We start from the raw sequence: 24,149 nt of genomic DNA, 5'->3' as shown, positions 1-24,149 counted from the left end.
TAATCACTATATAGAAGAATACCAGTGAACAGCTTTTCTGATTTAGATTTTACAATAATTCTGTTTTATTTTGCTTTGATTATGTTTGCCGGCTTTTATTTTGCCCGCAAAGATGATGATTGTGTGAGTAGCTATTTCCTGGCCGGAAGGAATATGGGCTGGTTTGCTATAGGAGCATCCTTATTTGCAACAAATATTTCCAGTGAACACTTTGTAGGGTTAGCTGGCTCTGGTGCTGCAAGCGGTTTGGTAGTTGGACATTTTGAATGGATGGCAGTATTTGCTTTAATTATTCTTGGGTGGGTTTTTGCTCCTATTTTTATCCGCACGGGTGTTTTTACCGTACCGGAGTTTCTTGAAAAACGTTTTAATAAAGCCAGTCGTTTCTACCTGGCATCTATCTCAATTGTCGTTTACATCACATCTAAAATATCTGTAATGCTTTATGCAGGAGGTCTGCTTCTTCAAGAATTATTGGGCTGGGATTTTTATACTTCAGCCATAGTTATGGTTGTCTTTACTGGCATTTATACTATAGTAGGTGGACTCAGATCTGTAATTTATACCGGCGTGATTCAAACAGTGTTTATGCTTGCCGGAGCAATCATTCTTACCGTTTTTGGTTTGCAGGAAGTTGGCGGCATTCAGGGATTACAAGACAAGCTACCTTCCGAGTATTTTTCAATGTACCGCCCAATGTCAGATCCGGATTTCCCATGGACCGGAATCCTGTTTGGTGCCCCAATTTTAGGTATCTGGTATTGGTGTATGGATCAATATATTGTACAGCGGGTTTTGGCCGCAAAAAATATTACACATGCGCAGGGAGCAACACTTTTAGCAGGATTTTTAAAAACAACGCCTGTCTTTTTAATGGTTATTCCGGGAATGATTGCGGTAGCACTTTTTCCTATGGCAAATGGTGATAATGCTTTTGTAACGCTTGTTAGTGAACTCACCTTACCGTCAGGAATGCGGGGAATGATTCTGGCAGGTTTATTGGCTGCATTGATGTCATCTCTTTCTGCTGTATTTAACAGCAGCGCTACTATATTTACAATGGATTTTTACAAATACTTTTTTCCCGAATCAAGTGAACGAAAACTTGTTCTCGTTGGGCGCCTATCAGCTATTTTAGTGGTAATCGCCGGGATTTTATGGGTACCATTAACCCAAATGTTCGATGCCCACATCTATATATATATGCAAAGTGTTCAGGCTTACATCAGTCCACCTATAACAGCGGTTTTTATATTTGGCGTTTTTAGCATCCGTGTAAATGGCGAAGGAGCCAAAGCAGCGCTTTTAATTGGTGGCATAATTGGACTGTTACGTTTTGTGTTTGAATTATATAATGATATAGTTGGCATAGAAAATGCATTTATCAAAATATTCGTGAATATAAATTTTCTACATTTTGCAGTTTTTCTCTTTATTATTTCATCCGTGGTTCTATATGCAAGAAGTTTTGTTGAAAACAAAATACCAACGAGTGTGTCGCCATATATATTTTCAATAAAGGGGCTTTCTGGCGAAGGAGCAAATCCAATAAGTTTTTCTAGAAGCAAATGGTTACGGCTTAACGGATTCATATCTTTATTTTTGATAATTGTTGTGATTGGCTTATGGCAATCATTTATATAGTATTTATTCACTAAATGAGGAGGTCTTTATGAGAAAGACTTTTTTACTGTTGTTTTTGTTTATCGTGCCTGGTTTTTTAATGGCACAGCAAGTAATTCAATCTTTTGATACAGCACTTGATACTTCTTACTGGGGACATGAAATCTCAGTAGCAGCTGATTCAACAAAGGGTTTTGTAAATTATTCACTTGAAGAAACCGAAGTACAATTCGGTTCAGGAGCTCAGTTAAATGAGTATAGTGCCCATAATATTGAACCATGGGGCGGCTATTCAAAAATTGAGTATGTAGCACCTGGAGCAGAAGTAATGGATTGGTCAGCTTATGATAGTGTCAGTTTTTGGTACAACAATATTACGCCGCAGGACTTAACAGGACGTATTCATTTACGTTTTGAGCTCTATGATGTGAGCGATGTACCTGACACAACATCTGATGCTAGTGCTACAGAGTTCTATTATTCGTTCCATTATATTTTAGATAACGCGCCGGGTTGGAATGAAATTAAAATGCCACTTGTAGATGGACGCGCAATTCCAGAATTAGACGAATGGGGTGGTGAAGCGTTTAACAGAACAGGTTGGAGTGGTGTAGTTGGTAACGATAAGCTAGACAAAGACAAGATTAAGGGCTTTGCTTTTGAATTCTCTATAAGCGGTGATGGAAATGGTGACGTTGGTATGGGTGCAATTATACTCGATCACCTAACCTTAAAAGGATCTAAAAATGCACTAGCCGGAAGTAATCCTGGTTTTGAAATGGGATTAGACGGCTGGGATTTTGCAGAAGGTGGTGGTTATCGTGAGCTGAGAACAGAAGGTGCAGCACAAGGTGATAACTTTATGGAAATTGGTGTGAATGATAATGCCTGGGCAGTTTCATGGCATGATTCTATTCCTGCAACAGCGGGCGCTACATATATAATGAGTGCATTAATCAAGGATGTTTCTGCAGACGATTTTACAGATGGTTACGCGTTATTGAAACTTGAAGCTAAAGATGCTGCAAATAACCTTATTACTGATTTTGGCGGTGACCAGATCCAAAATCCAGGCAGAGAATGGGGAACCTTTTCTACACAGCAAACGATGCCTGCCGGAACCCATTACATAACAGTTGTTGTTGGAGCAACAAAATGGACAGGTGACGGCTTACCTGCAGCTTATGGATTTGACGAAATTACATTATTAAATCTCGGAGTTGCAGACACTGTAGCATCGGATCCACCTGCAAATGTAAATGCAGCCCCGGATGCAGCTAACCATTTTAACCTGGTTATTTGGGAAGACGTACCTGGCGAATCCGGTGAAATTTACACCGTATATGCTAGTGAAAACCCGATAACAGACTTAAATGCTGAAGGGGTGGAATTAATAGCTAGCTCAGTTGACGAAGATATACAAAGTACAGTACACTATTTGCGGTATCCATTAAAAGATAAAAGTGTAGATTATTACTATGCTGTTACATGTACAGATGCTTCGGCCAATGTTAGTGAGCCTGGTGTATCTACATCGGCAACAACAAATATGGCAGAAGGCGTACCTACATTTGCTGAAATGCCACCTGCAGGTTTTGTAGCTGATGGCGATATAACTGAATGGGAAAATTCAGGTATCGTACCTTTCGTAATTACTCCGGAAACAGATTATGCATTCCAATCAGTTACAGATGCCAATGACCTTACAGGTACAATCTATCTTGCTTTTGATGATGCAAACCTTTATTTCTTTGCTGATGTTGTTGATGATGTTCATAATTATGGTGATGGAAACTGGTGGGATCAGGATGCATTCCAGATGTTTTTTGGATTGTATAATCAAACATCAATTCATACCGGTGTACTTCGTGGCGATGAGCCTGATTTCATAATCTACAGCAATGAAGCTGGACTTAACCGCGATAATCCAAATGGTGTTCAACTTTATACACCTGCACATGATAATTATTATTTTGAGCAATTTGGCGGAGCTGATTATGTAGTTGAAGCAAAAATTCCTTTTGACTCACTTTATGCTGATGGCGATGGGATTTTTACACCAATGCGCGGAATGCGTATTCCATTGGAACTTTATTTCCATGATAATGATGGAAGCTGGGAAGGAAACCTTGGTATTTCTCCAAACGCAAGTGACCTTCAATGGCAAACAGTTGAACAATGGACTTACACTTGGATTGGTGATACGAATGCAGTAGTTACTGCTGTTGAAGATGAAATTGGCAAAGTTGCCGGCTCATTTGCATTGAAGCAAAACTATCCAAATCCATTTAACCCAACTACAACAATTGAATACCATGTTGCCACAGCCGGCAATGTTAAGTTAACTGTATTCAATTTACTTGGACAGCAGGTAGAGGTTTTACTGGATGCACGTCATACTGCCGGAACTCATTTTATAAAGTTTGATGCTACTAATTTTGCCAGTGGTGTTTATTTCTATAAAATAGAATCTGGTGATTTTGTTCAAACAAAGAAAATGCTAATAGTTAAGTAAACATGTCTATTATCCCGCTCTGATTAGGGCGGGATATTTTATTTTAAAATTTTAATGCTTTTGTTCCTTTGAAGGATTTTCTATGAATATCTTTACAAAATTAAAAGAGTTTCTATTTGTTGCTGCAATACTTTGTGCACAAAACCTATTTGCTCAAACTACCGGAAAAATTGCAGGAAACGTTTTTGATGCGGTTACCGATGAAGCCTTAGTGGGCGCTAATGTTCTTGTTGAAGGAACTGCAATGGGTGCTTCAGTTGCGCTCGATGGTTCCTTTTTTATCATTAATGTTCCACCCGGCACATATACCATTTCAATCGAAATGATTGGTTATAAAAGCTTCAAAGTTGAGAAGCTTCGGGTCTCAGTAAACCGCACAGCATTTGTGGAGGCAAACCTTGAATTAGCTGTAATTGAAGGTGAAGTAATTGTTGTTCAGGCAGAAAAAATAGCCACAAAAAAAGATCAGACAAGCTCTATGAGAACAGTTTCATCTGAGCAAATGGATCTATTACCGGTTGAAAATGTTGGTGCTGTAGTTGCAATGCAGGCCGGGGTTGTAAACGGGCATTTTCGCGGTGGAAGAAGTAACGAAGTAACCTACATGGTAGACGGCTTGCAAGTGGATGAGTCTTTTTCTGGTGAAGGAAGAACTGTTGAGCTGGAAACCCAATCAATAGAAGACCTTGAAGTAATTACGGGCACATTTAATGCTGAATATGGTCGCGCAATGAGTGGGGTTGTAAACGCGGTTACTAAAAGTGGTGGAGACGAGTTAAAGGGAACGATTAATATAAATTCCGGAACATACATTACCGGAAATACAAACAAGTTTATTGGATTAGATGAAGTAGACTATGCTCGAAATAAGGACTTCACAGCATCACTTAGCGGCCCGGTCTTACCAGGAAAACTTTTCTTTTTCACAAACGTTCGCTATCAGGACCGGAAGAACCACCTTAATGGAATACGCAGGTATAATGTAGACGATTATAGTAATTACAGCAGTGCTGAAGAGGAGCTTTGGTATACCGAACATACCGGTGATAATAAGTATGAGCCCATGAACGACGCCATAAACTTTTCACTTCTGGGTAAATTAACTTATAACTTTTCAAACGCCATTAAAACATCATTGCTGTTTACACGAAACGATGATGAGTGGAACGGTTACAATCATGGATATAAATATAATCCAAATGGAGTACCCACCGCATATCGTGAAACAAACATGCTTTCTTTGCAATGGAGCCACAGTCTTGGTAACGAGGCCTTTTATCAACTCAATCTTTCGAGTATTGATAACACAGGATCCTGGTACTTATATGAAAATCCCTTAAACAAAAATTATGTGCACCAAGGATATAGCCAGAGTTCTGAGTATACAGGATTTGTTTCAGGTGGGCAGCAAAAAGGGCACAGTATTAGGAATTCAAAAAATTTAAATGCAAAACTTGACTTTACCTGGCAGGCAAATAAAAATCATAGTTTAAAGGTCGGCTTGTTATTTATCCAGCATGATATAAATAATCAAGCAAGTTCAGTTCGCGACAGCCTGGTTGATTTTGGATTAGAAGGGGCGAATGAGATTCTAATTACCGAAAAGGGTGTTGAGTTTCCAAATTATGCGCCTTATCTCCCAGGCAATGAAACAATTTATGGTGATATTTATAAAGTAAAACCTTTTGAGTTTGGGGCATACATACAGGATAAAATGGAAGTAGAAGAAATGGTGATCAATTTTGGTTTGCGGGTTGATTACTTTAATCCAAAAACTGTTTATCCTACAGACCGAAGAAACCCGGATAATAATCCACAACTATCACCAACAGAATATGTTGATGCTGACGAAAAAATTCAGATAAGTCCGCGTTTTGGATTGGCCTATCAGTTAGGAAAAAAAGCAGTTCTTCGTTTTAGCTACGGCCACTTTTTTCAAATGCCTCCAATGTTTGCCTTGTTTCAGAATAACTCCTTTTTTCTTTCACCAAATGATTATCAAACAACAATGGGCAATGCCCAGCTGAAGGCGCAGAAAACTATAAAATACGAAATGGGATTGTGGCAAGAGCTGTTTGATGGGTTTGGTTTGGAAGTAGCTTTATACTATCAGGATATTTATGATTTGCTAAGTACTAAAGTTATTACAACATACAATCAGGTTGAATATGGGCTATACACAAATAAAGATTATGGTAATTCAAAAGGGTTAGAAATTAAGTTGGATTACAAAAAGAATAATTTATCGGCATTTTTAAATTACACTCTTATGTTTACAAGAGGTAATTCGGATAATCCATCACAAAATTATAGCCGTGCCGGTAGCAATATCGATCCGGTAAACCGCTTGATTGTGATGAGCTGGGACCAACGCCATACTCTTAATGGAACGGTTGGATATTATACAGGAAGTTGGGGAACAACAATAACGGGATACTATAATTCCGGCTCACCTTATACTTGGGCACCGATAAGCCTAAATCCATTAGTTGATATTAATCTTCCTCCAAATAATGATTACCGTCCTGCACGTTTAAGTGTCGATCTAAATAGTTATTATAAATGGAATTTAGACAACAACATAACATTACAACTTAATCTAAGTATTTTTAATTTGTTAGATGAGCTTAATGAAAATAGTGTTTATAGCACAACCGGTCGTGCAAATACAATTATACCCGATGCGGCCTCCCGAGATGCACACCGTGAAGATTTTAATGATTATTTTGATCAGTTTAGAAATCCGGCGCAATATGATGCCCCACGTTATGTAAAACTGGGCTTGGGTGTAATATTTTAAATTTCCAGGGGAAAAAAATGAAATTGTTTTTCAATTTAGTAATGCTTTTGTTCGTCTTTAATTCCTTTCTTTTTGCTCAAGGCAAAGTGTATGAAGGTCCGGATGATCCGGCAGGAGACAAAGCAGCCGAACGAGAAGGATACATGACTGGTAATAGAGTGTTTCTCTATTTTCAGAATACTACCGAGCTTAGTAAATGGGTGGCAAATGTTGGCCCACCACTATGGTCACGCTGGCCAAATAATAATGATGGGCAACGTATGTTGGATGGTATCGGATTATTAGTCGGAGCACAGGTATTTATCCGTCCAGACGGAACGCCTGAAACGGACTCTACTCAAATAAAAATTAGAACTGATTTAGATACCTTGCATTTTTTGCAAACCAGCTACCGTGAAGAAATGGATACAGATCCAACAGGTGCTGTTGAATGGGGGCTTTACCCCGTATTTGGGTATTTTAATGAAGCAAATGAATATCCTGCCATGAGCAATATTGAAGGCAGTTGGCCTACATCGGGTTGGCCTTCTACAGGAAGCTCTACAAAATGGCCCGGCGAGTGGAATGGCCGTTTTGGAAAAGGCGTTATATATGCCGATCTGGAAACTTACTTTGTGGCCAATGATGCCCAGGATCAGGAATACCTTGGCTTTGAGGATCAGGTAAAATATTATCCCAGAGACGGTGTTTTTATTGAAGATGATAATACATTGCAGCCAGGGAAACCATGGGGCGGCATTGGAATTCGTGTATCTCAAAGAGGCTTTCAATGGAATAATCCGCAGGCAAGGGATGCAATTTTTTGGGAATATAGTATTGCTAATATTTCCGATTATGATTTGCCTAAAGTAGCTTTTGGATATTGGGTTGATAACGGTATTGGCGGTGAGTCAGATGATGAAGTTGGCTTTTTTGATCGTCAGCTTGATATGGCTTATTCCTGGGATAATGACGGAGTTGGACGCGCTGGTGTAGCTACAGGGACAATGGGTTTTGCCTATCTTGAAAGTCCAGGAATTCCTTATGACAACAGAGACAACGATGAAGATGGGCTTATTGATGAGCAACGTGATAATCTTGCAACTTCAATTGTTGGACCAACCGATGGCATTGCTGATATCGATAAATTTTTAGAAGCGTATAACCTTGAGTTGGAAGATCTGCAAGATCACTGGGATGCAGATGAAGACCAGGACTGGCAGGATGGTGTTGATGCTAATAATAATAATGCATATGCTTTTTATGATGCGGCAAGTGGAGAATGGGTGGCCGAAAGTGGCGATACCCCCAATGATGATGTGGGAACAGATGGTATTGGTCCGTTTGAATTAAACTATGACGGTCCGGATGCAAACATGACGGAAGGTAACCACCGTCCGGATTATGATCCTGAATTTGGTAGCGAGCCAAACTTTGCAACCACAGATGTGACCGAATCAGATATGGTTGGTTTGACATCTTTCCGGTTATTTCCTGTTCCAAGCCATTCTTTCGATTTTAGATGGTTCCGCGGTGATGAATCCATGTGGGAATTAATTGGCCAGGATTCGACCTTAGAATTTCTTGGTAATATTTCAAACCTGATTGAGACTTTTGCTTCAGGACCTTTTCCACTTTTCCAGGGCCGCGAAGAACGTATCTCAATGTCTGAATTACATGCATTCGATGATCTTAACGGGCTTCAGTCTGATGAGCATTCGGCGCCGGCATTGTTCGAACAGAAGAGAATTGTACAAGTAATTTACGAGTCGGATTATCGTTTTGCCAAACCACCACTTATGCCAACCCTTACAGCAACACCGGGAGATGGAAGAGTAATTCTTACATGGAACGATATTGCAGATACAAAAACACGCGATGCGTTTGTAGGTAATATTAATGATTTTGAAGGCTATAAACTTTACCGCGCCTCAGATAAACGTTTCTCTGATTCTGAAGTAATTACGGATGGATTTGGGACTCCTTTTATAAAGAAACCAATTTTTCAATGTGATTTAAAAGATGGAATTATCGGTTTTACAGATTTTGGACTTGTTAATGGAGCAAGTTATAACCTGGGTTTTGATACGGGTATTGTTCATCACTTTATAGATAGTACAGTTAGCAATGGACGGACATATTATTACGCACTGGTTGCATACGATTTTGGTGCACCTGATATCGGTCCTGGAATTGCGCCTTCTGAAAATACAATTATTGTGGATTTGGATGAACAGGAAAGTATCCGTTCAATCGGGCCTAATATTGCAGTGGTTATACCACGTCCGGCAGCTACAGGTTATGAGCCACCTTCCATCAATGAGACCGAGTCTAATCAAATAAGTATTGGTGTTGTTGAACCTGAAATCTTATCAAACAACGCTCTTAAGTATGACCATACTTATAAAGTTAAGTTTGGTATTGATACACTTGATATTCCAAAAGACGGCGATGAACTAATATATGACGGTAATTATCTAATTTATACGCCAAACAGTTTTTATGTCTACGATGTAACTATGGGAAATAAGCTAGTATATAGTGAAACACCGGAGAACTTCGCTTTTAGTAATATAAAATATGTTGAAGATATTATTAGGGGAGATGCCAACAACGATACAATTCGGTACACAACACTATTTAGCGAAAATGGTTTTTCAACAGATGTATTTGATGGTCTCCGTCTAACTATCAATCCTGGAATTGAATTTGCTGAATATGATTATTCTAATTCTGGGTGGTTAACAGGTTCATCACCAATCATCATAAGTCCGGCTGCTTCTGATAAAAACTATTTCCCATGGGATTATGATCTTGTTTTTACCAATGATGATTCGGCTTATGTAGGAGTAAGCAAAAGACGAAATGTGGTTGATGAAAAAGGCGTTAAAGTTTTAAAGGGCGATCTTTTATTTAATCAGCATTTCAATTTTTATGTATTAAACAAATCATTTTTAGATTCAAGCGGTCAATACGAAAAGTTGGATATCGTTGTACACGACCAAAATGGGAATAAAGAATTTGATATTTTAGAAGATCGCGTGCTTGTTGCTCCATTAACAAAAGAAAACAACTTAAGTGTTTCTTCCGGTGTTGCCTTCGCGTTTGATTTTAAATCCGCACTTGATTCTACTCAACTGCCAAAAGCAAATGATGTATACCGTGTAACTCATCGCCGTCCGTTCTGGAAAGATGATTCGATCACGTTTAGCATTATGCCGGAAGGAGATCAGAATCTGGATATTATTTCCAGCTCAATGGATAAAATACGGGTTGTTCCCAATCCATATGTTATGACAAATTCCATGGAAGAAGCGGTTGCAAACTCTTTTCTAAATCAAAGACGGCGGTTAATGTTTTTTAATATACCTGCTGAATGTACCATAAAGATTTTTACAGTGAGTGGTTTGTTAGTTGATAAAATTGATGTTGAAAACGGAGTTGACAACGGAATAGTTCATTGGGACTTATTAACCGATGAGGGTCTGGAAGTTGCCGCTGGAATTTACATTTATCATATTAAAGCAAAACTAACCGGTGACACAAAACTGGGCAAATTTGCCATTATAAAATAATTTTAATTGAAGGTTTATTATGAAATTTAAATACTTTCTGATTCTTTTAATTTTGCCCTTTTTACTTCAGGCCCAAAACAGGCCCTTTAGAGTTGGGACAACAACCGCATCGTTTTTAGAAATTGGTTATGGAAGTGCCGGTGCATCAATGGGTGATGCTTATGTTTCCATGGCGCGGGATATTTCTTCTATTTACTGGAATCCGGCAGGCCTGGCTTTTATGGAGCAAAGCGAAGCACAATTTGTAATTCAACCCTGGATTGTTGATATCAGCACATCTTTTGCTGCGGCAGGGATTGTACTTCCGGAAATAGGTACAGTTGCATTAGGTTTGACCTTTACAGATTATGGCGAAATGGATGTTAATACAGTTGAAAACCCATATGGTACAGGTGAAAGATTTTCGTCGGGTGATTTTGCACTGAGCCTGGCTTATGGCCGAGCATTAACAGACTGGTTTGGTTTTGGTGTTGCAGCTAAATATATCCAATCGAACATTTGGCATTTAGATGCCAGCGCGCTTGCAGTAGATTTAGGCGTTTCTATAAATACAGCTTTCTTTTCTCCAACTGGAGATCGCGTTGATGGAATGCGCATAGCAATGAGTATCTCTAATTATGGTACGCGTATGAAATTTGATGGAATTGATCTTTTACAATCCATCGATCCATTGCCGGATCAGGATGGTGATTATGGAAATGTGCCCGGAAAATATGATCCAAATGAATGGGAATTACCATTAATATTTCGCCTTGGCGTAGCTGTTAATGCTTTCCGTACAGAATCGCAACGATTAACAATTGCAACCGATGCACTCCATCCGAATAATAATGCAGAATCTGTAAATGTAGGTGGAGAATACGAGTATTTTGAACCGACCATAGGAAAGTTTTTTCTAAGAGCCGGATACAAAGGTTTGTTTTTGAATGAAGACCAGGCAGAATTTGGTCATACTTTTGGCGCAGGTTTTGAAAAACTTGTAATGGGTAATATATCACTCAAAGTAGATTACGCATTCCGTGATATGGGGATTTTAGGGAAAGTTAACAGTTATTCAATTGGCTTTCTGTTTTAATGAGAAAAACAAAAATGTTTACGAAATTATTGTCCGTCTTTTTGGTCTTGATCTTAGTTGCTTGCTCAACTAAAGAGAATGAGGTTCAAGAGACCATTCTTGCAAAAGTGGGGGATAAAACAATTTCGGTAAATGAGTTTATCCGCAGATCAGAATATACGGTTCGGCCTTCATGGTGCAAAAATGATAACTACATTCATCGCAAGATTGTGCTAAACTCCCTGATTGCTGAAAAACTGGTTGCTGCCGAAGTAGAAGAAACAGAGAAGATATTAACCAATCCCGAAATAAAATTATATCTAGATGGCCGGCGGGAGCAAGCAATGCGCCAGCTTCACTTTAATGAAACGGCTACAAAAAAAGTAATATTGGATTCTCTGGAGCTGCAAAAAGCATATCAAAATGCTGAGCGTACTTATAAAGTATCAATTCTTCCTTTAAACGAAGAGCTTGCATACAAAATTAAAAATGATCTAAGCCAGGGCAAAACTTCCTTCGATGACCTGCAAGAAGAATTTGAGGCTGCTACACAACAGGAAAATAAAGAGCAGGAATTTTCTTTTAATACACCCATAGATGATGAACTTTTTAAAGCTTTATATTTAGAAAACGTTTCTGATAACCAGGTTTTGGGGCCATTAAAAATTGAAAATAATTCCTATGTGCTTATGCGCGTAAATGGCTGGACACGTAGCCTGGTAATGGGAGATAAAGCCCGTCAAACAGAAATAGATGTAAAAGAAATAGTTACACAAATTAGGGCAAGGGATAGCTATTCTTTATGGTTGAAAAATCTGATGTCTGGCAAAAAAATTGAGTTTAATCCGGCAGTGTTTGAAGAACTTGTCAACCTTATCGGGCCGGACTATTTCAAATCTAAAGAAGATAAAAGGGAGGCATTTAATAAGCGCTTCTGGAATAAAGATAACGGTGAGATGTACCTGGATGATATTCAGGGTCGTATGGAAAAAATTCTTGATCAACCGCTTTTAACACTTGATGGAGAAGTTTGGACTGTGCGTCAATTTGAAGAAGAATTGAAATCCCATCCACTGGTGTTTCGAAACCGTAAAATGCCAAAGAAAGAATTTGGTGCCCAATTTCGTTTGGCAGTCGCCGATCTTATCCGCGATCAGTTTATAACTGAAGATGCGTATGAAAAAGGATACGATAAACATCCACTGGTTAAGCGTGATGAAAATATGTGGCGTGATAACATTTTGTCTCTTTATCAAAGGAAAAAAATTGTTGAAGGGGCAAAATCAAACAAAGCTTCCGGGCATTCTTTTGTAAAAAACAATTTAGATCCATACATAGCAGATTTGAGAAAAAAATATCAGGATGATGTTAAAATTAATACAGATGTTTTTGAAAAGATTGAACTGACATCGGTAGATATGTTTGTTATTCAGCGCAACATGCCTTTCCCTGTTATTGTTCCGCAATTCCCTCAGCTGACAACCCATAACAAGCTTGATTACGGTAAAAAAATGTAGGCCTCGTTATGAAAAATTTGGTACTAATATTACTTTCTTTTTTTTTGTTTTCACCTATCAATGCCCAGATGTACCGTGGTGCAGAATTACGAACGCATGAAAGTTTTACCTATGGCCGTTTTGAGACCCGATATAAAGCAGCCTGGGGAACTGGCGTTTTATCAAATTTTTTTACATACAACGATTTTACAGAATGTTGTGATGAATGGAATGAAATTGATTTTGAATTACTTGGCCGTTACGGAAACGATGTTCAAACAACTACAATTACTCCCGGGCAAAGAATTCATAACAGTCATGAACATTTAAATTTTTCTCCAACGGATAGTTTTTATACCTATGCTTTCGAATGGACCCCGGACTATGTGGCATGGTTTGTTGATGGAGAGGAAATTTATCGCCAAACCGGTGAGCATATCTCAACCCTGATACATAACCAAAAAATGATGATGAATATCTGGGCGGCTGAATGGGAAAGTTGGGTTGGTGAATGGAATGTAGAACTCCTTCCGTTTTTCGCATATTATGATTGGGCAGCATATTATGAATATAAGCCCGGAACCGGTGATTATGGGACTGATAACAATTTTACGTTGTCATGGAGAGATGAGTTTGACAGCTATGACAGTGACAGATGGGGTATGGGAACGCATACTTTTCCCGGAAACAAGGTGCTTTTCACAACAGATAATGTTGTTTACAAAGATGGTATGATGATTCTTTGTTTAACGGATGATACTAATCTTGGATACCAGGATAAAGCTGCACCAAAATTTTTGTGGGCAAGGGTCAGCGGGTCATCTATTACAGCACAGTTTACGGAGAAAGTAAACGCACTCGATGCTGTTGAAATAGGCAAATATTCTATAACACCAGCCAAAACAATCCAAAGAATAGAACTACAAAAAGATGAAAGAACGGTTAAGTTATTTTTTGATGAATTGGACCCGGACCAGAACTATAACCTAATATTTTTTGGAATCCGTGATCAGTTTGAAACGCCGAATACTCAAACGTATGATTTTATAAATGTGATTAATAACCCACCACTTGAATTTCCATTAAAAATTAATGCCGGGTCAGATGATCCTTATAAAGGTTTTCTGGCAGATCAGGTATGGAATTATGATGTTGAATATGGCCATATGGATGGACATCATCGGAAATATTATCATGATGCAGTTAATGATACGGAAAATGATTCGTTATACCAGGCATTGCTTGAAGAAGTTGTTCAATATAAGATCCGCGTTCCAAATGGTATTTATAGTTTAACGTTGGGTTTTGCCGATATGAAATATTCTGAACAGGGAAAGCGCAGTTTTGATATATATGTGGAAGATACATTGGCTATAGGAAACCTTGATGTAGTGCGGGATTTCGGATCAAAAACTGCAAAAGAAATTGAAATCAGTAATATATCTGTTTCTGATGGAATGTTAAATTTATATTTTGATAACTGGGTTAGTCATCCCATTATTAATAGTATTGTTGTAGAGCAATTAGCAACCGGGCTTGAAAAAGACAAGCCGGTAATTCCCAGTAAAACCCACTTAAAACAAAACTTTCCTAATCCTTTTAATCCTGAAACAAAAATAGTTTTCTTTCTAGAAAGTCCATCATTTGTGGAATTGGATATTTTTGATTCCGGAGGCAGGAAAATTCAGCGTTTATTAAATACAAAAAAAAACAGTGGTCGCCATGAATTAAAGTTCAACAGTCATAACATGTCTAGTGGCGTTTATTTCTATAGATTAAAATCACACAGCAGCAACGGTCTCTTTACAGATTATAAGAAAATGCTGTTACTAAAATGAGAAATGAGGAGTTCTAAATGAAACGGATAGTGCTGAAAACAGTGTTCATATTTTATTTATTTAGCTTTATTCAAGTTGTCGGCCAAAATATAGATGTACAAATAAATGATCTTTTAAAGAAAATGACTTTGGAAGAAAAGGTCGGCCAAATGACCCAGATAACTCTGGAGGTTGTTTCAAAACCTCGCCAGGATGGTTCATTTATTAATGAAATCGATCCTGTGAAGTTGAAGGAGGCCTTAACAAAGTATCATGTTGGTTCTATATTAAATACAGGTGGGCAGGCAAATACTTTGCAAAATTGGATTGAAATGATCACCACTATACAAGATGTTGCCCTTAAAGAAACGCGCACAGCTGTTCCGGTAATTTATGGTATTGATGCAATCCATGGCGCAACTTACACAAAAGATGCTACATTGTTTCCGCAATCCATTGCAATGGCAGCAACATTCAATACCGAACTTGTAAAAACCAGCGGGATTATTACTGCATTGGAAGTTCGCGCTTCCGGTATTCCCTGGAATTTCAACCCGGTTTTAGGAGTTGGGCGAAATCCTGTTTGGTCGCGTTTTTGGGAAACTTTTGGCGAAGATCCATATGTGGTTTCGCAAATGGGTGAAGCTTATATAAAAGGGCTTGAAGGTGATGATAACAATACAAAAGGTGAATTTGTAGCCGCGTGTATGAAACATTATATGGGTTATAGCAATCCTGTTAGTGGAAAGGATCGTACACCTGCATGGATTCCGGAACGAATGCTGCGCGATATATTTTTACCGCCATTCAAAAAAGCAGTGGATGCCGGGGTTCATACGGTAATGATAAACTCTGGTGAAATTAATGGTATTCCGACACACAGTGATCACTACATCCTTACAGAGATTTTGAAAAATGAACTAGGCTTCAAAGGCTTTGCAGTAAGCGATTGGGAAGATATCAAACGCCTGTATACTCGCGATAAAGTTGCTGATTCACCGGAAGAAGCAGTACGTATGGCTGTAATGGCCGGTGTAGATATGAGTATGATTCCCTATGATTATTCGTTTTATGAAATTTTAGTAAAATTGGTAAAGGAGGGCAAAGTCCCTGTTTCTCGAATTGATGATGCGGTTAGGCGCATATTGTGGGTTAAGATAAAAACAGGATTGTTTAAAAATCCATATCCTGATAAAAAACTTACAAGTAAGTTCGCTTCCGCAAAATCTCAAAAGGCAAATTTAGATGCTGCCCGTGAAGCAATCACCCTACTAAAAAATAATAAAAACATTTTGCCACTAAACAAAAAGTCCAAAGTTCTAGTTGCCGGACCAACTGCGAATAAGCTCTCGGTAATGAATGGTGGTTGGACAATAACATGGCAAGGTGACAGAGAAGATCTTTATCCGCAGGAAAAGCTTACAATCCTAGAAGCAATAGAAAATAAAATCGGTAAGTCACAAACAAAATTTGTTCAGGGTGCAGATTTTGATACTTTAATCAATATTGATAAGGCTTTAGAGCAGGCAAAAAACAGCGACGTGGTTGTATTATGCCTGGGAGAACCAACATATTGTGAGACACCCGGAAACATCATGGATCTCACTATTTCGCAATCACAACTTGATTTAGCCAATGCATTTTATAAAAGTGGCAAACCTGTTATACTTGTACTGGTAGAAGGTCGCCCACGTGTAATAAATAAAATCGTTAAAAATGCTTCCGGGATTATAATGGCATATCTTCCGGGAATGGAGGGTGGACAGGCAATTGCAGATGTAATATTTGGAGATACTAACCCAAGTGGGAAACTTCCCTTTACATATCCAATTGGGCCTAATGGATTTACAACATATGACCATAAGCCAATAGAAAATTTCGAAGGAAATGGTTATGCTAATGAGTTCCCGTTTGGCTACGGTCTTAGTTATACAAAGTTTGAATATAGCGATTTAAAGATAGACAGAGCTTCAATTAAAATGGATGAAGAAATTTCAATCTCTGTGGTAGTAAAAAACAGTGGAAGTTTAGCAGGTAAAGAAGCAGTTCTACTTTATGGAAGTGACTTGTTCAGTTCGGTTTCTCAGCCAGCAAAACAATTAAAACGTTTTTCAAAAATAAGCCTGAAACCCGGAGAGGTAAAAACTGTCCAATTTAAATTAAATGCCAAAGATTTTGCATTTACTAACAGGGACAATAAAAAGGTAACAGAGCCGGGTGCATTTAAACTAATGGTGGGTGGTTTACAAAAAGAGTTTAATATAAGTAACTAATGGTCAAATTATTTGTAGCAGTATTTATCTTATTTGTTATTACAGCTGAAGCACAGGAGTTTTTAATCAATGAGCTCATGATTTCTAATAGCTCAACTTTGTTTGATGAAGATGGAGATACCCCTGATTGGATTGAGCTTTATAACAAATCATCAAATCCTGTTAACCTGGCTGGGTACACTCTTTCAGATAATCCTCAAAATCTTCAAAAATGGTTTTTCCCCGAGATTACTTTGCAGCCGGAAAACCATTTGTTGATTTTTGCTTCTGGAAAAAACAGGCTGAATAGTGTTTATGAATGGGAAACCGTTATAGATTGGGGTGATAGTTGCAACTATCTGCCTTTAGAAAGTGAGCCGGATGCAGATTGGAGAATGCCGGGTTTTGATGATTCATCATGGCAACGCGGGGTGACGGGAGTTGGTTATGGTGATGGGGATGATAATACTGTAATTGATCCTGTGATTACTGTGGCTAGCAGGCAAAAATTTAGCATTAAAAATACCACCCAGGTCGAAAAACTTATACTGCATATGGATTATGATGACTCTTTTGTGGCCTATATAAATGGTGTTGAGGTTGCGCGTTCAAATATTGGGACAGTTGGGATTCCCCCTGATTATGACCAACATTCTGATGAATACATAGAAGCAGTTTTATATACTGGCGGAGATCCGGCAGTTTTCGATATTTCTGATTTATCAATTCTTGAAAATGGTGAAAACGTATTGGCCATAGAAGTGCATAATTTTGGTATTAACTCTTCCGATTTAACGCTTATCCCTTTTCTAAGTATTGGCTATAACAGCGGACAGGATTCATCACGAGGAACAAACCCTTTGCTTACTTTCCCGAATGTTCAATTGCATACAAATTTTAAACTTTCTTCCGGGGGCGAACCACTTTTTCTGGTGAGCCCGGGTTTGGAAATTCAAGACAGCATTGGACCTATAATAATTCCAAGAGATTATTCTTATGGTCGCAAACCAGATGGCGGAATTGATTGGCTTTTCTTTTCTGAAAGCAGCCCGGGTGAAGAAAATTCATTCCCGGGTTTTCTTGGTTTTGGTGACACAGTTAAAATAACTCCACAAGCAGGCTTTTACGAAACCGCAGTAACTGTTGATCTTTCTATTGGCGGAGGTTCATCTCGGATTTATTATACTTTAGATGGATCGGATCCTGATAGTTTTTCCACATTTTATGAAAGCCCAATAAATATTACAAACTCAACTGTTGTGCGTGCAATAGGGTATCAGGATGGTGTGTTACCCGGTCCTGTTAATGACCAAACCTTTTTCGTGGATGAACCAACCGATTTGCCGGTTATATCTTTGATAACAGATCCGGATAATTTGTGGGATTCTCAAACAGGTATTTATGCTGATGGTCCAAATGCATCCCCTAGTTTTCCTCATTTTGGTGCAAATTTTTGGCAAGATTGGGAAAGGCCGGCAAAGATTGAATTTTTTGAGTCTGATAAAAGTACAGCGTTCGAAAGCGGTTGTGGTATAAAGATTTTTGGAGGTTGGAGCAGGGGCCACGCACAAAAGTCTTTATCTGTTTTTTTCAGGGGGGAATACGGCAGCAAATCATTGGATTATGATTTATTTCCTGATATAAATATTGATCGTTTCGAGTCATTCGTTTTGCGCAACGCGGGTAATGACTGGGATGGCAGTATGATGCGTGATGGGCTTATGCAAACCCTTTTAAACGATCTTGATATTGATAAGTTGGGATTTAGGCCGGCGGTTGTTTTTATAAACGGCGAATACTGGGGCATCCATCATATTCGGGAAAAAATAAATGAACATTTTATAGCATCACACCACCCTGTTGATGCAAACAATATTGATATGCTTGAAAATGATGGTATTGCAATCCATGGTGATAGCCAGCACTATAATGAACTATTGGATTTTCTTAATACAAACGATTTGTCAACTGCGGCCTCATATAAATTTATAAAGCAGCAAGTCGATTTGAATGAATATATCGATTATATGGTTGCACAGATTTATTTTGATAATACGGACTGGCCTGGAAACAATATTAAATATTGGCGCCCAAAAACAGAAGGCGGAAAATGGCGTTGGATTTTATATGATACAGATTTCGGCTTTAGCAGATTTAATTCTCAAGCATATAAAAACAACACGCTTAGTTTAGCATTAGAAGAAAACGGACCCGATTGGCCAAACCCACCCTGGTCAACATTTCTACTTCGCAAGTTTCTGGAAAATGATAGTATAAAAACCAAATTTATTAACAGGATTGCCGATCTTTTAAATTCTACTTTTAGGAAAGATCAGGTCAAAACCGTAATTGACTCTGTTGATACTATTATTTCAAATGAGATCGTACGCCATTTAGGCCGCTGGTCCCTCAATCAGGGAAACAGAAACAATCACCTAAATTACATAAATGCTTTCGCTGATTCGCGTGAAGCATATTTTCGAAGTTTTGTCTTACAGCAATTTGGTTTGCAAGGCTCCACTTTAATAAAGCTAAATAGCTCCACGGGCGGGCAAATTAAAATCAATCGTTTAATTGTAGATCAATTTCCATGGCAAGGGCATTACTTTAAAGATGTTTCCATTCAAATCGAAGCTATCGCAAAACCGGGCTTTAGTTTTAATGGCTGGACCGGTAGCATAACATCTGAAGCCCGGCTTATCACTATAAAACTGGGTTCAAATATAGATTTAGTGGCTGATTTCACAGTTGATGAATCCAACCATGGGGTTGTGATTAACGAGATTAATTATAACTCTGTAAATAATTTTGATAGTGGTGATTGGGTTGAGTTTTACAACAGTAGTGATCAGAATTATGATATATCTGGTTGGGTATTTAAAGATAGTGATGATTCCCATGAATATAAATTTGCAGATCAGACAGTAATTGCACCAAAGTCCTTTTTAGTACTTGCTGAAAATGACAGTGCTTTTAGTTCTCTGTTTCCTGGGATAGCGCATGCTAGTCCTATGAATTTTGGTTTGAGTAGCAACGGTGAACTCGTACGACTGTATGATGGTCAAAATAAAATAGTTGATTCACTCGTTTATGATGAAAAACTGCCCTGGCCCGAACAAGCAAATGGAAGTGGTGCAACGTTGGAATTAAAAAATCCTGCATTTGACAATTCTCTTGCAAAAAACTGGTGGGCATCAGCGGGACATGGATCACCGGGAGCGCAAAATACGGTTTATACTTCCTTGGATGAACAAAAGATTTTTAACAGTAAATTTAGTTTAGAACAAAATTATCCAAATCCTTTTAACCCGGAAACGGTTATCAGCTACCATGTTAAAGAAAATAATAATAGACTGATTCATGTGAAGTTAGAAATTTATAATGCTTTGGGACAAAAAGTTAAAACACTGGTAAACAGTTTTCAGGAAGCAGGGCATTATAAAATAAATTTTAATGCCAAAGAAATTGGGGCAGGTTTATATTTTTATAAGATTAAAAGTGGGGCTTTTGTAGAAACAAAAAAAATGTTGTTTTTACCATAAAATTTTAAATTTGTATATTTGTTAAGTGAAAGCTGAGCAAGCAAAGTATAGGAGGCGAAATGGAGTTTTCAGCATTAGATTACGGTGTGTTTTTTGGGTATATCATTTTTATAGTTGGATTAGGATTATGGGTATCGCGAGATAAAAAAGGTCATCAGAAAGATGCCAAAGATTATTTTCTGGCTGGTAAAACACTTCCCTGGTGGGCGATTGGCGCCTCTTTAATTGCAGCAAATATTTCAGCTGAACAGTTTATTGGAATGTCCGGTTCCGGGTTTGCAGCTGGTTTGGCAATTGCTACTTATGAATGGATGGCCGCCCTTACTTTGATAATTGTTGGTAAATATTTTCTTCCAATTTTTATTGAAAAACAGATTTATACAATTCCCGAATTTGTTGAAGTACGCTTCAGTACGAATTTAAAAACAATCCTTGCAGTATTTTGGGTGGCGTTGTTTGTTTTTGTAAATCTAACCTCGGTTTTGTTTTTGGGTGGAAAAGCAATAGATACAATTATTGGTAATGGTGATGGTGGTTTGATTATTTATGCCATTCTCGGATTGGCCTTTATTGCGGCGGCCTATTCTTTATATGGTGGCCTTTCTGCAGTTGCATGGACGGATGTTGTTCAGGTTGCTTTATTGATTATCGGCGGTTTGATAACAACTGTTATTGCCCTGGATTCTGTTACTCCAGCGGGTGGTATTATGAACGGGTTATCTCATGTGTATAATGTTGCAGGGGATAAATTTCAAATGATTCTCACCAAGGATAATCCGGAATTTTCCAGATTGCCGGGTATTGCTGTTTTGGTTGGCGGCATGTGGGTAGCCAATCTCTATTATTGGGGTTTCAACCAATATATTATTCAGCGTACATTGGCAGCAAAATCCCTTCAGGAAGCACAACGTGGGATTGCCTTTGCCGCATTCCTAAAACTCATTATTCCATTGATTGTGGTTATTCCCGGGATTGTAGCATATGTACTATATGCACAGCCTGAGGGTACAGCAGTAATAGAAGGAGTTCAGGAAGCTTTTAACAAAGTTGGTGGTGGTATCAATTATGATAAATCTTATCCCTGGTTAATTAGTGTTTTTATTCCGGTTGGTTTAAAAGGTTTGGTGCTGGCAGCATTAACTGCAGCGATTGTTTCATCGGTGGCGTCGATGCTAAACTCAACATCCACAATTTTTACAATGGATATTTTTAAGCCTTATATCAATAAAAATGCAACAGAAAAACAAATTGTAACAGTTGGCCGGATAACAGCTGGAGTGGCCTTAATTATAGCGGTTTTATTAGCTCCGGTTATGGGCAATATAGATCAGATGTTTCAATATATTCAAGAATATACAGGTTTAGTGAGTCCTGGTATTTTGGCTGTATTTTTAATGGGGCTTTTCTGGAAAAAATCAAACAATACCGGCGCAATTGTTGGCGTTATTCTTTCTATTCCGATTGCATGGTTATTAAAAATTCCGGTACTGGATCTACCATTCTTAGATCAAATGTTTTATACAATGTTAATAACTATGGCAATAATTGCCGGTGTTAGTATGAGCACATCAGAAGGAGATGATGATTCTAAAGCAATTTCACTGCCTTCAAAAATGTTTAAAACAGATTCTGTTTTTAATATTGCATCATATGGAATTTTAATTGTTTTAGCTATTTTGTACGCTATATTCTGGTAGCAGATGTTAAAAACATGGAACAATAATTAACACTGGGAACGCAATTTTTTTTGAGGTGTTTAATTATGTTGTAGAAAAATGGAATTATTTTTTAGCAGGTTTATTATTAAAAGCATTACCGTTTTACTTGTATTAATACTTCCGCTATTTGGACAGGTTGAATTAAGCTCATCAGATTTACCGATAGTTTTAATTGATACTGATGGCAAAGACATAAGGTCTGATAATATCCGTATCGTTGCAGATATGGATATTATTTATAATGGTCCGGATGTACGAAACAGTGTTGCAGATAGCGCCAATAATTATTCTGGTAAAATTAGCATTGAAATTCGGGGACAAAGTTCTTCAGGGTGGGATAAAAAATCTTATGGTCTTGAGACACAAGATGATGAAGGTGAAAACCTGAATGTTTCTTTGATTGATTTACCTGCAGAAAACGATTGGATTTTACACGCTCCATATTTTGACCGTTCACTTATGCGAAATGTTCTGATTTATGAATTATCTCGCGAAATGGGCTGGTTCAGTTCACGGACCCGCTATTGTGAATTAGTGATAAATGAAGAATATAAAGGGATTTATGTTCTTATGGAGAAAATAAAACGGGATAAAAACAGGGTCAATATTGCTAAGTTAAATCCGGATGAAACTACCGGTGATGAGCTAACCGGTGGTTACATTTTAAGAATAGATAAAGAATCCTGGAATGATGGTTTTGTCTCACCGCACCCTCCTTTTAGTGGCTCATCTTTAAGATTAAAATATCAATATGTATACCCAAAACCTGAAGACATTGCAGATGAGCAAAAAGATTATATTAAAAATTTTGTGCTCGATTTTGAAAATCTAATTGACAGTGGTGATTTTACTGATCCGCTAAACAGTTATTCTCAATTTATAAATGTTTCTTCATTTATTGATTATCTAATTCTAAACGAGCTAAGCCGCAATGTAGACGGGTACCGGTTAAGCGCATATTTTTACAAGGAAAAAGACAGTAATGGCGGATTATTGCATACAGGACCAGTTTGGGATTATAATTTTAGTTTTGGAAATGCAGGTTATTATAACTCCTGGCTAATTGAGGGCTGGCAAATAATCTATTTTACCGAAAACTCCTCCTTTCAACGCAGGGATAGTTTCCAGCCACCATTTTGGTGGAAAGTACTTTTTAATGATCCTGCTTTTAGTAAGCAATTAAACGAGCGCTGGAGCCAACTTAGGCAAACTCTGTTAAGTAAAAATTCGATCAATGATATTATTGATTTTTATGCAGACAAAACTGACGAGGCGCGTGACCGTAATTTTGAAATCTGGCCCGGCCCGGGAGAAACAGATTTAGGTGGTGGTTGGCATCCAAGTGATCCGCGCAGCTCAGAAATTAACTCATATGAAGACGAAATAAATATGCTAAAAAGCTGGATATCAGATCGTATTGATTGGATGGATGATAATATTCCATTGTTAACATCTGTTATGCAAAGTTCAAACAATGGTTTGCCAAAAAACTACATTCTTAAACAAAACTATCCCAATCCTTTTAATCCTGCCACAATAATTGAATATCAAATACCAAAAGCTGGTCACGTAAAGATAAATATTTATAACAGGCTTGGACAAAAAATTAAAACACTTGTCGATAAATGGCATACAGTTGGAAAATATTCAGCAAAATTTGACGGTAAAAATCTTGCCAGCGGTATTTATTTTTATGATATGTCTGCCGGGGACACCAGGCATACGAAAGAAATGATTTTGATTAAATAGACGATACTCCATGAAAATAACTCCATTTC

11 protein-coding genes are annotated in these 24,149 nt (G+C 38.0%); all 11 read left to right on the top strand.

Annotated elements, in window-relative coordinates:
• Positions 1–24: 24 nt before the first annotated feature.
• Complete coding sequence (locus HND50_07305) at positions 25–1,644, top strand: sodium/solute symporter (protein ID NOG45020.1); 1,620 nt, start codon at positions 25–27, stop codon at positions 1,642–1,644.
• A 28-nt stretch (positions 1,645–1,672) separates the two neighbouring features.
• Entirely contained in the window at positions 1,673–4,138 is a 2,466-nt protein-coding gene (locus tag HND50_07300) for a T9SS type A sorting domain-containing protein (protein NOG45019.1), read from the top strand.
• Positions 4,139–4,220: 82 nt separating this feature from the next.
• Positions 4,221–6,938: a TonB-dependent receptor gene (locus tag HND50_07295; protein NOG45018.1), complete on the top strand. Its 2,718-nt coding sequence runs from the start codon at positions 4,221–4,223 to the stop codon at positions 6,936–6,938.
• Between the two features lie 17 nt (positions 6,939–6,955).
• Positions 6,956–10,492, top strand: a complete 3,537-nt coding sequence (locus HND50_07290; protein ID NOG45017.1) for a hypothetical protein — start codon at positions 6,956–6,958, stop codon at positions 10,490–10,492.
• A gap of 19 nt (positions 10,493–10,511) precedes the next feature.
• The gene (locus HND50_07285; GenBank protein ID NOG45016.1) at positions 10,512–11,567 is read left to right on the top strand and encodes a PorV/PorQ family protein; all 1,056 of its coding nucleotides are present in this window, start codon (positions 10,512–10,514) and stop codon (positions 11,565–11,567) included.
• A gap of 14 nt (positions 11,568–11,581) precedes the next feature.
• Positions 11,582–13,063, top strand: a complete 1,482-nt coding sequence (locus HND50_07280; GenBank protein ID NOG45015.1) for a hypothetical protein — start codon at positions 11,582–11,584, stop codon at positions 13,061–13,063.
• An 8-nt stretch (positions 13,064–13,071) separates the two neighbouring features.
• Positions 13,072–14,880, top strand: coding sequence for a family 16 glycosylhydrolase (locus tag HND50_07275; protein NOG45014.1), 1,809 nt, complete (start codon positions 13,072–13,074; stop codon positions 14,878–14,880).
• A 17-nt stretch (positions 14,881–14,897) separates the two neighbouring features.
• Positions 14,898–17,132, top strand: a complete 2,235-nt coding sequence (locus tag HND50_07270; protein ID NOG45013.1) for a beta-glucosidase — start codon at positions 14,898–14,900, stop codon at positions 17,130–17,132.
• Complete coding sequence (locus HND50_07265; GenBank protein NOG45012.1) at positions 17,132–20,653, top strand: T9SS type A sorting domain-containing protein; 3,522 nt, start codon at positions 17,132–17,134, stop codon at positions 20,651–20,653. The genes HND50_07270 and HND50_07265 overlap by 1 nt, the downstream gene beginning before the upstream one ends.
• Before the next feature lie 59 nt (positions 20,654–20,712).
• Positions 20,713–22,350: a sodium/solute symporter gene (locus HND50_07260; protein NOG45011.1), complete on the top strand. Its 1,638-nt coding sequence runs from the start codon at positions 20,713–20,715 to the stop codon at positions 22,348–22,350.
• A gap of 78 nt (positions 22,351–22,428) precedes the next feature.
• Positions 22,429–24,120: a T9SS type A sorting domain-containing protein gene (locus tag HND50_07255; GenBank protein NOG45010.1), complete on the top strand. Its 1,692-nt coding sequence runs from the start codon at positions 22,429–22,431 to the stop codon at positions 24,118–24,120.
• The last annotated feature ends 29 nt before the right edge of the window (positions 24,121–24,149 follow it).

It is taken from the genome of Calditrichota bacterium (assembly GCA_013112635.1).
In the GTDB taxonomy this organism is placed as follows: domain Bacteria; phylum Calditrichota; class Calditrichia; order Calditrichales; family J004; genus JABFGF01.
This window is presented reverse-complemented; position numbering and strand designations above follow the sequence as displayed.

Bases quoted from the DNA above. Each gene is read 5' to 3' on its own strand.
- HND50_07300 (NOG45019.1), top strand. From the start codon at position 1,673: ATGAGAAAGACTTTTTTACTGTTGTTTTTGTTTATCGTGCCTGGTTTT.
- HND50_07265 (NOG45012.1), top strand. From the start codon at position 17,132: ATGGTCAAATTATTTGTAGCAGTATTTATCTTATTTGTTATTACAGCT.
- HND50_07275 (NOG45014.1), top strand. From the start codon at position 13,072: ATGAAAAATTTGGTACTAATATTACTTTCTTTTTTTTTGTTTTCACCT.
- HND50_07280 (NOG45015.1), top strand. From the start codon at position 11,582: ATGTTTACGAAATTATTGTCCGTCTTTTTGGTCTTGATCTTAGTTGCT.
- HND50_07255 (NOG45010.1), top strand. From the start codon at position 22,429: ATGGAATTATTTTTTAGCAGGTTTATTATTAAAAGCATTACCGTTTTA.
- HND50_07295 (NOG45018.1), top strand. From the start codon at position 4,221: ATGAATATCTTTACAAAATTAAAAGAGTTTCTATTTGTTGCTGCAATA.
- HND50_07260 (NOG45011.1), top strand. From the start codon at position 20,713: ATGGAGTTTTCAGCATTAGATTACGGTGTGTTTTTTGGGTATATCATT.
- HND50_07285 (NOG45016.1), top strand. From the start codon at position 10,512: ATGAAATTTAAATACTTTCTGATTCTTTTAATTTTGCCCTTTTTACTT.
- HND50_07270 (NOG45013.1), top strand. From the start codon at position 14,898: ATGAAACGGATAGTGCTGAAAACAGTGTTCATATTTTATTTATTTAGC.
- HND50_07290 (NOG45017.1), top strand. From the start codon at position 6,956: ATGAAATTGTTTTTCAATTTAGTAATGCTTTTGTTCGTCTTTAATTCC.